Genomic DNA, 11,984 nt, shown 5'->3' with positions numbered 1-11,984 from the left:
AAGCATTATTAGAAATCAAGTGTGTGATCAGCGTCGCGGATCAGCTCGGCGACCGCTTCGCCAGAGCGCACCGTTACGTCATTCGCAATTTCGTCGGCGTCGATACCTCTCTCGTTCATCGCGTCGGCGTCCACGACCATCTTCCCATTTTCCGCATGGAGGTCAGTTATGTGACCGGGCATGTTCAACGCATCCCGGTCAACAGCCGCACGGGCGGCGTAGACGGCGTCGTCGGTGAAGATGACAGTCACATCGTGGCGGTCAAATCCCGCTGCGACACCGCGCGCAGCACGCAGCCCCTCAGGCACGTGTACGCGGCCATACGGGCCGCGTGTGAGTAAGACGGCGACAGTACACTTCATAATGAGATCACCCGGTCAGCCTCCCCAAGGATATCTGCAAGGTCTGGCAGTAAACCGAGTTCGACGCCCTCGGGATAATCCGTCTCAGCGTCGATGCCGCGTGCGTTCACACAAAGGCCACAACAGATTACTTCGGCACCGTCGGCGACGAGAGTTTGGAATTTTTCCGTCGGCATCTCGTCGTATAGTCCAGCGTCTGAACAGTCCGGTAACTCTTGGTCGGCGACGGGGACGAACGCACCGTCAAGGTAGTGGAAGTACGTTACTTCGTGACCAGCGTCAAGTGCCGCCCGTCCGAGTTCGTAGGCGGTTCGCCACCGTTCACTGTCAAACGGACCGCCTGTAACGAGAAATCCGAGATGGGCCATACCTGCAATGTAGCGTATTAGTCTTTAATAGCATTTGCCCCGATCCCACCGCCATCCCTCGCCAAAACTTCCAGCTTACAGTGGCTAATCCGAAGTAGTGGTAAAACGTAGTGGAACGACGGATGGTCAGTCGCGACTTTCTAACGCCTGCTTGATTTTCTCGGCCGTGATAGGGAGCGTGGTAACCCGGACATCGACCGCATCTCGGATGGCGTTACTGAGCGCCGGGGGAACTCCGTTCGTCGGCAGTTCCGCGATTGATTTCGCGCCGAACGGTCCAGTTGGCTCGTGCGTCTCGACCAGAATCGTTTCCATCGGTGGGTGATCGGTGGTTCGGGGCATGCCGTACTGCCGGAATCCGAGCGTCTGAGGTTGACCCTCCTCGTCGAATTCGAGACCACCGCTAGTGGCGAATTCGAGGCTCATGTGTTCGCCGCCTTCGATCTGTCCCTCGACTTGCGGCGGGTTGATGGCGACGCCACAATCTGCAGCGAAGACCATCTTGTTGATCTCAAACTCTCCGGTTTCCTCGTTGACGGTGACGTCGACGAACTGAGCCCCGAACGGTGGTGGGCTCTCATCCGTTGAATGATGGCCTTTGCCCATTATCTGTTCTCGTTCCTCGTCGCCGTAGGCGGCCTCGTACCCAATCTCCTCGAGCGAGACGCTGTCGTCGGTCTCGTCGCTGTAGACTTCGCCATTGCCGGTATCGAGATTCGCCACCGGTTCGTCGAGCAACTTCGACCCCCAGTAGAGAAGCCGTTCTCTCGCCTCTTCGGCGGCCTTCTTTACAGCCTGGCCGCTAATGTAAGTCGTCGAGGATGCGTACGCACCATAATCGAACGGGGTTAGATCCGTATCGGAGGATGTAACGACGACATCTTCTGGCTCGCAGCCGGTGACTTCCGCGGTGACTTGGCTGAACATCGTGTCTGTACCGGTACCCGTATCGACACCACCAACTTGGAGATGGAACGACCCATCCTCATTCATTGTGAGCTGGGCAGCACCCAGTTCCTTGCCAGCGACACCGCTCCCTTGTGCGATGATGGCCATACCGACACCACGGTGGAGATGGTTCTCGTCCGGCTGCTCGATGGCATCGTACCCGATTGACTTCTTTCCGCGTTCGATGCATTCGCGGAGGCCGCACGACCGAATGCGTCTGGTGAACCGGTCATCATCTTTGAGGATGGCCGAGTTCCTGTCGAGATCGCCTTCTCGGACGGCGTTTCGCATGCGGAATTCGACGGGATCGAGGTCGAGACTTCGGGCAACTTCGTCCATGTGTGACTCAACGGCAAAGTGACCCTGCGGCGCGCCGTAGCCGCGCATCGCCGCACCCATCGGAAGGTTCGTGTGAGCAACGTCACCCTTGAAACGGACGTTCGGAACACGCGGATACAGCGGAAGCGGCTTCGTCCCAACGTTGCAAGCGACGGTCATTCCGTGAGTGCCGTACGCACCGGAGTTAGACAGCGTGTAGAAATCCATCGCTTCGAGTTCGCCGTCCTCGGAGACGGCTGTTTTCATCCGCATCCGCATCGGGTGACGGAATCGAATCGCGTAGAACTCCTCACGGCGGGTCAACTCTACCTTGACCGGCATCTCCGCCTTCAAGTGCAGGGCGAAGGTAATCGGTTCGATAACCATCTCCTGTTTCGAGCCGAATCCCGCGCCAATTCGCGGCTTCTTCACCCGAATATCTCGAATCGGGATGTCGAATAAGTGCGAGAGCTGCCGCCGTGTGTGGAAGGGTACTTGCGTCGCCGTGATGAACGTGTACCGGTCGTCTTCGTCCGTATATGCTATCGTGGCATGGGGCTCAGGAACGCAGTGTGACTGATACGGTGTCTCCCACTCCGTTTCGAGCACTCGGTCGGCGTTGGTCTCCTCGAATACGCTGTCAACGTCGCCGATTTCACCCTCAAAATGGGATTCGAGATTGCGGTCGTAATTCGCACCGGATTGCTTGTTGTCGACATCGTTGGATTCGAATAGCTGCGGGGCCTCAGGACCTATCGCATCCTTGGGGTCGAACACGGCATCGAGTTCCTCATACTCGACCTTGATTTGACGGATAGCACGGTCGGCGGTGCCCTTGTCCTTTGCAGCAACAGCGGCAATGGGATCCCCGACGAATCGCACGTGTTTGCGGAGGATGCGCATATCCCACGGACTCGGCTCTGGATATGATTGACCAGAGCTGGAGTATAATTTGTCTGGAACGACATCGTCCCAGGGCGTGATGATAGCATAGACACCATCCATCTCTTCTGCTGCGCTCGTGTCGATGTCAGTTACGTAGCCGTGTGCGATGTCGCTGCGAAGTATCTTGCCTTCAGCGAGTTTGGGAAAGCGCTCGCGGTAGTCCGCGGTGTAGCGTGCATCACCCGTGACGATTTTCCGTGCGTCATACTTCTCAGTATCGTCGCTGATATGTTCTCGCTTAGTCGAGTTTTTCGGAGCGTCTTCGGATTCCGTGGATTCGAGCAGGGTATCTCCGAGCCCCTCGACACCCCCCTCTTCTGGTATAGTTTCATCAATATCGAGTCTGTTTTCCGTGGGTCGGCTCATTTGTCACAACCCCCCTGAAAGCCATCCCGACCGCAGCCACAGACTCCATCATCGTCGGTAGTATCGGATAGTCCACCGTCAGTAGCGACGGATTTGTTACTGTCCATTCTGTTGCTTGCGTCGAGAACCGCCTCGACGATTTTCTTATAGCCGGTGCACCGACAGAGATTATCCGATAGTGCCTCACGTACTTCCTGTTCGGTCGGGTCAGGATTTTCGTCCAAGAGAACCTTCGAGCGCACTATCATCCCGGGAATACAGAATCCACACTGGAGCGCGAAGTTGTCGACGAAGGCCTCCTGAACTGGATGGAGGTTGTCCTGACTTCCTAGTCCTTCGATGGTGTGAACCTCGGCACCATCAGCCTTCACGATTGGCATTATACACGATTTTTCAGGTTCGCCGTCAACCACGACCGTACAGAATCCACATGCACCTGTGTCACAGCCTCGCTTGGCACCTGTGTATCCGTTCTTCCGCAGGACGTCGAGGAGACTATCCGATCTTGATGCGTCTAACTGTCTTTCTTCCCCGTTGATTTCTAGTTCCACTTGCAAGTGAATCACCGACCAGTGGCTGGTTATACTGTTATACTGAGACAGTGGAGTATAAATAAACTGTTGAGGTTTCGACCGAGATTAGCTTGAAATGAGGTCTTTCATGTGAGTCGTAGTTCAGCTACCTCCGATTTCCCACGAGATTGGCAACAACTCGTTTAGCGTCATGCATCGTTAAGTCACAGCGCGATCAGTCGATAACATGAGGGTTCTCGTACCGTTTGATCCACGGGATCCAAAGTCGCGACTTGCTCCGATTCTCAGCGAGAACGAGCGACAGGAGTTCGCGAGAACGATGTTGAAAGATGTAATCGAGGCAATTCGTGAAACCGGCATCACTCCGGAAGTATTGACCCCGACACGGATCGAAGTACGTGGGGCATCGATTCTCGTCGACGACCGTCCATTGAGCGCCGCCGTAAATGCGACACTCGATGCAACAGCAGACCCGACTGCCGTGGTTATGTAGTGCAGGGCGCTCAAACCTCGCCCTTCAGGGCGGGGATACAGCGCCCGTCTTTGATTACTTTCACTGTACGGTATAGTCTTAGGAGCTCTCCCTGCGTATCTCTTGGTGTCGATTCGATGGTACCCCCATCGGGTTCTGACAGTCCGAAAACTGGCAGTTGACTCGGTGTTTGCCTTATCAAATAAGTAAGCCCTCGGACGGCGAACCGACACAAAACAACCACGTAACTCCGAGTCCCGCCCGTTTCCCGGTCGAGATAGGAGTACCGGCTACGTGGCATCGCCAGCACCTCGTCGGGGTGCGAACCCGAAGAGACCAACGAACCAAGGACCGGCCTTGTGGGAAGCCCCGTGCTTTAGCGCGGGGAGGATGTCACGGCCGATCTCCCGCTAATTACACCCTCTACCTGTTCTCGATTATTCGAAGCGCAAGGCGAAGTCGTTCTCGCGCGAGGGTTAGGTGGTGGAACGAATGCACTGGTGACTCGGCATCCGGATTTCGAGGTTGATTATCACGGAACGTCATATTACGATCATCTTCAAGCCACTGAGAACAGCAATATATCGGTGACTGAATTGGACTCGTTCAGATTCGCCGTGGACATCGACCAACCGGAGGATTTGGTCGAAATTCTTCTTCATGGAGACGGACAAGCACGTAAATGGCTTACGAGTAGGGGATTCCGGCTCTACACCGGTGATAGACGCGTGACGGCCAAACGGATGAAAAATCAGAACATTATGAATCGTTCAGGGTCTTCTTGTATCAATGACGTACCGTGAGGGCAAGATTCTCCGCTTCGACGACTTTGACCTCCTATCTTTGTCTGTTGAGATTCACGGCTGGTACGTGATTTCGCCCTTGCTGTGTCTTGCCTGAGGATTTGTGGTTGCTGTGTGACGACTTCTCGCACACTATCACACATTTTCACAAATTCGCTGATTACTGGAGAGATGCGATTTATACTACTCTCCCCTCCTAGTAAAAAATTAGCTATAAGAGGATGTGTGATATCCACATTCATGTTATCGTATGTCAGGGGGAGCCAGCACCGACGATGTCATAGCTAGTGAAGAAACCGAACACCGAGAGGGGGTGCCGGAGTCGGGATTTGCAAGCTATTTCGGCTTAGCAGAACACGGTACCGATGTACGAACCGAGATAATCGCTGGTATCACGACCTTCCTGACGATGTCGTACATTGTCGTGGTGAATCCAGCGATCATGGCGGGAATCCCTGGCTCAAAGCCAGGAATAATTATTGATGGCTACACACCAGGTGAAGTTCAGCAGATGCTGGCTGTCGTCACAGTTCTGGCGGCAGCAATCGCCATCTTCGTGATGGCATTTTATGCGAATCGACCATTCGCACAGGCACCCGGACTTGGTCTGAACGCATTCTTCGCGTTCACCGTCATCGGTGCGCTCGGCATCCCGTGGCAGACCGCACTCGCCGCAGTCGTGACCGAAGGTGTATTGTTTATCGGCCTGACCGCCGTCGGGGCACGCAAGTACATCATTCACTTATTCCCCGAACCTGTGAAGTTCGCGGTTGGGACGGGGATTGGACTGTTCCTCGCTATTATTGGCTTAGAAGAGATGCAAGTGGTGGTTGGTGACCCGGTAACACTCGTGACACTTGGTAGTATCGCGTCAAGTCCAGTCGCCCTGGTTTCGGTACTCGGGTTGTTTCTGACGTTAATGCTGTACGCACGGGGCATTAAGGGATCGATCATTTTGGGGATTATCGCAACGACGGTAGCGGGCTATGCGATTGAAGTCGCAGGGCTGGTCAAATCCGGAACGTTGACCCAAGAGATTCCAAGCGCACAGTACGACATAACTCCTCTCGTCGGTGCGTTCATCCAGGGTTTCCAAAACCTCGATGCCTTCGCATTCGCGCTCATCGTCTTTACCTTCTTTTTCGTCGACTTCTTCGACACGGCTGGGACACTCACGGGTGTTTCACAGGTTGCTGGCTTCCTTGACGATGACGGTAACCTTCCTGAGATCGAGAAACCGCTGATGGCCGACGCCATTGGAACGACTGCCGGTGGTATGCTTGGCACTTCAACAGTCACGACCTATATTGAGTCCGCAACTGGGGTCGAAGAAGGCGGTCGAACGGGGATGACGGCGCTCGTCGTCGGCCTGTTGTTCCTCGGAGCACTGGTAATTGTCCCCCTTGCTGCAGCGATTCCGTTATATGCATCGCATATCGCACTGGTCGTCGTGGCGCTGCTGATGATGCAGAACGTAACGGACATCAAGTGGGATGATCTCTCGCACGCTATCCCGGCAGGGATGACCATACTCATCATGCCGCTAACATTCTCTATCGCTTACGGCATCGCAGCGGGAATCATCACTTACCCGGCCATCAAGACTGCCCAGGGAGAATGGCGTGACGTACACGCTGGTCAATGGGCTCTCGCGGCAGCGTTCGTCCTCTACTTCGCTGTTAGGACGAGCGGCGTGATGCAAACAGTCGCTTAATCAACCCTCGAGATTTTCTATTTTAGATGTTCATTGGATAGTTCCGACCTAGTAACGGAATGGCATGGGCGTGAGTTGTCCGATACCTAACTCTGTGGAATTCACCTCGAGAGTTATGTAAAAGGAACAACTACAAAGTGCTACCTTAGTTGCTGACGACCACATCGACGTAGTCGAATGCTTCGACATCGACGAGGCCGTTGTTGGTGAGACGATACTCTGGGATGACCTCGAGGGCGAGAAATGAGAGTTCCATCAGACCCCCTTCATGGGAGAGACCAATCCCACGAGCGGCGTCTTCGACCGCTTCGAATTTCTCCTTGACCGTAGTAAGGGGCTCATCAGACATGAGCCCTGCAACAGACAACGAGAGTGACGTCATTTCGTCGGACACAGGATCGTATGCCGCGATGCCACCCTCTATCTCGCGGAGGTGGTTAGCCACCTGGGCCATGGCGTCGTAGCTCACCCCAGCCACAATACAGTTGTGAGCGTCATGAGCAACAGTAGAACCAATAGCACCACGTTCGAGGCCTAACCGGTGGACGAATCCACGACCGATGCTGCCGTCGCGGCCATAGCGCTCGATGACAGCCATTGGAAGAACATCTGCGTCCATATTGGCGGTGAGAACTCCATCCAATCCGGTTGGAGGGTTTACAGTCTCGACCGGTACCCTGGCCGCCATACGTGCTGTTTGGAGACCACCTTCAGCATCGACGACGCGAACTTCGACCGATCCAGATCCATCGTGTTCAGTGGCAAGATCAGCAGCAGTAACCGGATCGAACTGCACCGTGTCAGTCGCAACCTCTGAAGCTGGTGGTTCGTCCGCGCCCTCAGTCGGGTCAAGTACACCATCGATGAGGACGTGTTCGACGTCCCACAATTCAAGATCGTCGAGCAACACAATGTCCGCAGATGCACCGGGTTCAATTCGGCCAAACGGGAGATCATAACTTTCAGCGGTATTGATTGTCGCCATCTGGATTGCCTCCATCGGGTCAACGCCTAGTTGGATGGCCTTCTTGACGACAAAGTCGACACCGCCATGCTCAACGAGATCCGTTACGTCTCGGTCATCGGTACACAGCGAAAGGCGACGGGTATCAACTTCGTCTACGATTCCGATGAGGTCTTCGAGGTTCTTACTTACCGACCCCTCACGGAGGTAAACACGGAGGCCGGCAGCAGCCTTCTGTCGTGCTTCCTCGATAGCGATACTCTCGTGGTCGTTGTCGAGATAACGGGCGACCTCTTGGAGGTCGTGCCCAGTAACCTGAGGTGCGTGCCCATCGACTGTCAGTCCACGTTCGCGGGCGGCGATAATCTTCGAATGAACCTCCTCATCGCCAGCAAGCACTCCTGGAATGTTCATCACCTCGCCAAGTGCGACTACCTTGTCAGCGCCAAGTAAATCCGCCACGGCATCTGCATCCATGGTTGCGCCACCGTCTTGGAGATGAGACGCCGGTACTGATGACGGGACGGTGAATCGGGCTTTCAATGGGGTGTGTGCCGTGTCGTTGATGACGGCACGTACACCCTGTGTTCCAAGAACATTCGCAATTTCGTGAGGGTCATGAATTACACTGGTCACACCGCGTGGGACTACGGTGGCAGCGTATCGTGGAAGGGTGACCATCGACGATTCAACGTGCACATGCGCATCAATCAGACCTGGTGCGATGTAACCGGTTTTGAGTTCGCGCTTCGCTGGCCGTTCTTCGAGTGCGACCACTTCTCCATCGTTGACTGCCACCGGTCGATCTTCCAAATTACCGGTGTTGACGTTGACCAACGTTCCGCGAATCAATAGATCGACTCGGTCGCTCATCGCACTAACCTCTCGACCAAGCGCGTTAGATACCGGCTGCTATTCGTTTCTGGCGTTGCTTCCGTGACAGCAGCGAGCATATCCTGACCGTGACACGACCGAGTACAAATAGCTTGTTACGAGTTGACGTCTAACATACATCGTCGTTACCCAAAGCAAATTCGCCACGATATTCTGTCGTGGACCGAGCGACACAATTGTCCAGCAGGCGACTGACGATGGGAACAGAAAGGAAGAACAGAGGATCAACGGAATTGAAACAGTTTGCGTCAGTCGTCGCGTTCGTCAAGTTCCCGTTTGATTTTGGCGGCTGTGATCGGCATATTGTAGATGCGGACGCCGACAGCTTCACAGATGGCATTACTGAGCGCCGGTGGAACCGTGTTCGTGGGCACTTCGGCAACAGACTTCGCACCAAACGGCCCGGTCGGCTCGTGGGTCTCGACAAGGATGGACTCGATCGGTGGTGACTCCGCGGCCGTCGGGAATGCGTAATCGTCGAAGTCTCGAACCTCCACACGGCCCTCATCGTCGATCGTAATTCCATCGTTGACGGCCATCTCGTAGCTCATATGGTTGGCGCCTTCAACTTGTCCTTCGGCCATTCCGGGATTAATAGCGACGCCACAATCGACCGCCACCGCCATTTTATTGACCTCGAACTCGCCAGTTTCCTCGTTGACGGTGACGTCGACGAACTGAGCCGCGAACGGCGGTGGGCTTTCCTCAGTACAGTGGGTACCCTTGCCAAGAATTTGCTCTCGTTCCTCGTCGCCGTAGGCGGCCTCGTACCCAATCTCCTCGAGCGAGACGCTGTTCTTGGTCCCGTCGCTGTAGACCTCGCCATTGCCGGTGTCGAGGTTCGCCACCGGTTCGTCGAGCAACTTCGACCCCCAGTAAAGGATTCGCTCTTTTGCGTCTTCGGCAGCCTTCTTCACCGCCATTCCACTAATGTAGGTCGTTGAGGAGGCGTACGCGCCGTAGTCGAACGGCGTGATATCGGTGTCCGAAGATCTAATAACGATATCCGTTTCGTCAACGCCGAGAACTTCAGCGGCAATCTGGATGAACGCAGTATCTGCCCCGGTTCCAATGTCGACACCACCGACCTGGAGGTGGAACGAGCCGTCCTCGTTCATCATAAGCTGAGCAGCACCGAGTTCGTCGCCAGCGACGCCCGTTCCTTGCGCGGAGAGCGCCATGCCAATACCACGGTGGAGATGATCGGCATCGGGTTGCTCGACGTTGTCCCAGCCAATCGCCTCCTTGCCGCGCGCAATGCAGTCGTCAAGACCGCACGATCGGATACGGCGTTCTGCACCTTCGCCGCCCATCATACCTGCTATTTTGTCGAGGTCGCCGACCTCCATGTAGTGGCGCTGTCGAAATCCGACAGGGTCGAGATCAAGATCACGTGCGACCTCATCGAGATGCCCTTCGAGTGCGAGAGTTCCCTGTGGTGCACCGTATCCACGCATCGCTCCGGTCTGGGGAGTGTTCGTATGCACGATGTCCGCTTCGAAACGGACGTTCGGTACCTTCGAATACAGTGGCAATGGCTTGCTACCAACATTGCCGGCGACCGTCATGCCGTGGCTTCCGTACGCCCCGGTGTTCGAGAGCGCGTACAACTCGATAGCCTCGATTTGGCCGTCATCGGTCACTGCCGAGCGAGCCCGCACCGTCATCGGGTGACGCGAACGCATCGCATAGAACTCCTCTTCACGGGAAGCCTCGTACATAACGGGGCGTTCGGCCGCTAGCGACAGTGCCAGTGGAATTGGCTCAACGACCATCGCCTGTTTACCTCCGAAACCGCCACCCACTCGAGGTTTCTTGATTCGAATGTCGCGAATCGGAATGTCGAATAGGTGGGCTAGCTGCCGCCGGGTGTGGTTGGGCACCTGTGTGCTTGTGATGAGAACGTGCCGGTTGTCCTCGTCGGTATACGCAAGCGAAGTATGCTTTTCCACCTGCGCGTGGGACTGCCGGATAGTCTCCCACGCAGTTTCGTGGACGTGGACGTCCTCACGTTTGAGCGTCGCCTCAACATCGCCAATCTCACCCTCGATGTGAGACATCCGATTACGATCGTAGTCATGACCGACAATCTTGTTTTCGACTTCATTTTCATCGAAAAGCTGTGGCGCGTTCTCGCTGAACGCCTCCTCAGGGTCAAGGACGTAATCGTATTCCTCGTACTGAACCTCAATGGCTTTGGCGGCAGCCTCGGCAGTTTCGGCGTCCTCGGCGGCGATAGCTGCGATGGGATCTCCGATGTAGCGAACGTGCTCGTTGAGCACATTCATGTCCCACGGGCTTGGTTCAGGGTAAGACTGTCCGGCACTGGTGTACTTCGCGTTTGGCACCGCATCGGACCACGGTGTGAGGACGGTATAAACGCCGTCCATCGCTTCGGCTTCACTCGTCTTGATATCAGTCACACGTCCGTGTTGAATCTCACTTCGAACGACTGCAGCATGCGCGAGATCCGGGAACTGTTTCTCGTAGTCTGCCGTATACTTCGCCTCGCCCGTGACGAGCTTTCGGTCGTCGTCTTTTTCAGACGGCCGTGAGATGCTCGCCCGTTCGTCAGGAGCCTTTCTATTGTTCGCTGGTTCGTCCCATTCGAGTGGATGCTCTCCGAATTCTTCGATTTGCTCTCCAGGGGGGTGTGATGTCGCTCCACCGTCTGCCTTTGGATCGTTTGTCTTCTCATTCATTGAGATCACCTCTATCGCAGGAGTCGACCCTCGCACCGCCATCGGTTACGGCAGCTTGTTCACCACGCATTCGACCGGCCGCGTCGAGGATCGCCTCGACCGGTTTTTGGTAGCCTGTACACCGGCAGATGTTGTTGTCGATGGCTTCGCGGACTTCCGCCTCCGATGGATCCGGATTGGCGGCTATCAGTGATTTGGCCTCGATCACCATCCCCGGTATACAGAATCCACACTGTACCGCAAAATGGTCGACGAATGCTTGTTGGATCGGGTGCAAATCGTCCTGACTACCGAGCCCTTCGATAGTTTCGATCTCAAAACCGTCGGCGTCCTCGGCCGCCAAGCCACACGCCATTTCTGTTTCACCGTCGACGAGTACTTTAGAGGCGCCACAGGTTCCTCCGTCGCAACCACACTTAACGCCGGTATAGCCCTCCCATCGTAGTACTGTCGCCAGGTCGTCGTTCTCCCGGACTTCGACTGTTTTTCGTTCGCCGTTAATTGTCAGGTCAACCTTCACGGTGTTACCTCCGTTAAAGCGTATGTGCTAGGTGCACATGCATCGTATTATAGAATGGGTTACAACAACACATAT

At 55.3% G+C, this 11,984-nt stretch carries 10 protein-coding genes; 3 read left to right on the top strand and 7 right to left on the bottom strand.

The window, feature by feature from the left end:
* Nucleotides 1-8 precede the first annotated feature (8 nt).
* The 4 genes from LIW51_RS26405 to LIW51_RS26390 all read right to left on the bottom strand — a co-directional run bounded on the left by LIW51_RS26405 (nucleotide 9) and on the right by LIW51_RS26390 (nucleotide 3,864).
* Nucleotides 9-362, bottom strand: coding sequence for a DsrE family protein (locus tag LIW51_RS26405; protein WP_227378429.1), 354 nt, complete (start codon nucleotides 360-362; stop codon nucleotides 9-11).
* Nucleotides 359-730: a DsrE/DsrF/TusD sulfur relay family protein gene (locus LIW51_RS26400; protein ID WP_227378428.1), complete on the bottom strand. Its 372-nt coding sequence runs from the start codon at nucleotides 728-730 to the stop codon at nucleotides 359-361. The genes LIW51_RS26405 and LIW51_RS26400 overlap by 4 nt, the downstream gene beginning before the upstream one ends.
* Before the next feature lie 126 nt (nucleotides 731-856).
* Complete coding sequence (locus LIW51_RS26395) at nucleotides 857-3,307, bottom strand: xanthine dehydrogenase family protein molybdopterin-binding subunit (RefSeq protein WP_227378427.1); 2,451 nt, start codon at nucleotides 3,305-3,307, stop codon at nucleotides 857-859.
* The gene (locus LIW51_RS26390) at nucleotides 3,304-3,864 is read right to left on the bottom strand and encodes a (2Fe-2S)-binding protein (protein ID WP_227378426.1); all 561 of its coding nucleotides are present in this window, start codon (nucleotides 3,862-3,864) and stop codon (nucleotides 3,304-3,306) included. Before LIW51_RS26390 ends, LIW51_RS26395 begins: the two co-directional genes overlap by 4 nt.
* Nucleotides 3,865-4,066: 202 nt before the next feature.
* Between LIW51_RS26390 and LIW51_RS26385 the strand changes: the two genes are divergently transcribed.
* From LIW51_RS26385 to LIW51_RS26375, 3 genes are all read left to right on the top strand, one after another.
* Nucleotides 4,067-4,333 carry a glycosyltransferase family protein gene (locus LIW51_RS26385; protein WP_227378425.1) on the top strand — a complete coding sequence of 89 codons (267 nt, stop codon included), beginning with the start codon at nucleotides 4,067-4,069 and terminating at the stop codon, nucleotides 4,331-4,333.
* A gap of 392 nt (nucleotides 4,334-4,725) precedes the next feature.
* Nucleotides 4,726-5,115 (top strand): glycosyltransferase family protein, encoded by a 390-nt coding sequence (locus LIW51_RS26380; RefSeq protein WP_227379010.1) that lies wholly within the window; start codon nucleotides 4,726-4,728, stop codon nucleotides 5,113-5,115.
* Nucleotides 5,116-5,365: 250 nt separating this feature from the next.
* On the top strand, nucleotides 5,366-6,829 hold the full coding sequence (locus LIW51_RS26375; RefSeq protein ID WP_227378424.1) for an NCS2 family permease: 1,464 nt from the start codon (nucleotides 5,366-5,368) through the stop codon (nucleotides 6,827-6,829).
* A gap of 145 nt (nucleotides 6,830-6,974) precedes the next feature.
* Here LIW51_RS26375 and ade read toward each other — a convergent pair whose 3' ends face one another.
* The 3 genes from ade to LIW51_RS26360 all read right to left on the bottom strand — a co-directional run bounded on the left by ade (nucleotide 6,975) and on the right by LIW51_RS26360 (nucleotide 11,909).
* Nucleotides 6,975-8,666 carry an adenine deaminase gene (ade, locus tag LIW51_RS26370; protein WP_227378423.1) on the bottom strand — a complete coding sequence of 564 codons (1,692 nt, stop codon included), beginning with the start codon at nucleotides 8,664-8,666 and terminating at the stop codon, nucleotides 6,975-6,977.
* Between the two features lie 269 nt (nucleotides 8,667-8,935).
* Nucleotides 8,936-11,389, bottom strand: a complete 2,454-nt coding sequence (locus LIW51_RS26365; RefSeq protein ID WP_227378422.1) for a xanthine dehydrogenase family protein molybdopterin-binding subunit — start codon at nucleotides 11,387-11,389, stop codon at nucleotides 8,936-8,938.
* Nucleotides 11,382-11,909 carry a (2Fe-2S)-binding protein gene (locus LIW51_RS26360; protein WP_227378421.1) on the bottom strand — a complete coding sequence of 176 codons (528 nt, stop codon included), beginning with the start codon at nucleotides 11,907-11,909 and terminating at the stop codon, nucleotides 11,382-11,384. The genes LIW51_RS26365 and LIW51_RS26360 overlap by 8 nt, the downstream gene beginning before the upstream one ends.
* Nucleotides 11,910-11,984 lie beyond the last annotated feature (75 nt).

The organism is Haladaptatus halobius, assembly GCF_020618475.1.
Classification (GTDB): Archaea; Halobacteriota; Halobacteria; order Halobacteriales; family Haladaptataceae; genus Haladaptatus; species Haladaptatus halobius.
The sequence above is the reverse complement of the archived record's forward strand: the minus strand, read 5'-3'. Positions and strand labels throughout refer to the sequence as shown.

Coding starts and splice junctions, on each gene's coding strand:
- ade (WP_227378423.1), bottom strand. CDS start 8,666: ATGAGCGACCGAGTCGATCTATTGATTCGCGGAACGTTGGTCAACGTC.
- LIW51_RS26365 (WP_227378422.1), bottom strand. CDS start 11,389: ATGAATGAGAAGACAAACGATCCAAAGGCAGACGGTGGAGCGACATCA.
- LIW51_RS26400 (WP_227378428.1), bottom strand. CDS start 730: ATGGCCCATCTCGGATTTCTCGTTACAGGCGGTCCGTTTGACAGTGAA.
- LIW51_RS26375 (WP_227378424.1), top strand. CDS start 5,366: ATGTCAGGGGGAGCCAGCACCGACGATGTCATAGCTAGTGAAGAAACC.
- LIW51_RS26405 (WP_227378429.1), bottom strand. CDS start 362: ATGAAGTGTACTGTCGCCGTCTTACTCACACGCGGCCCGTATGGCCGC.
- LIW51_RS26395 (WP_227378427.1), bottom strand. CDS start 3,307: ATGAGCCGACCCACGGAAAACAGACTCGATATTGATGAAACTATACCA.
- LIW51_RS26385 (WP_227378425.1), top strand. CDS start 4,067: ATGAGGGTTCTCGTACCGTTTGATCCACGGGATCCAAAGTCGCGACTT.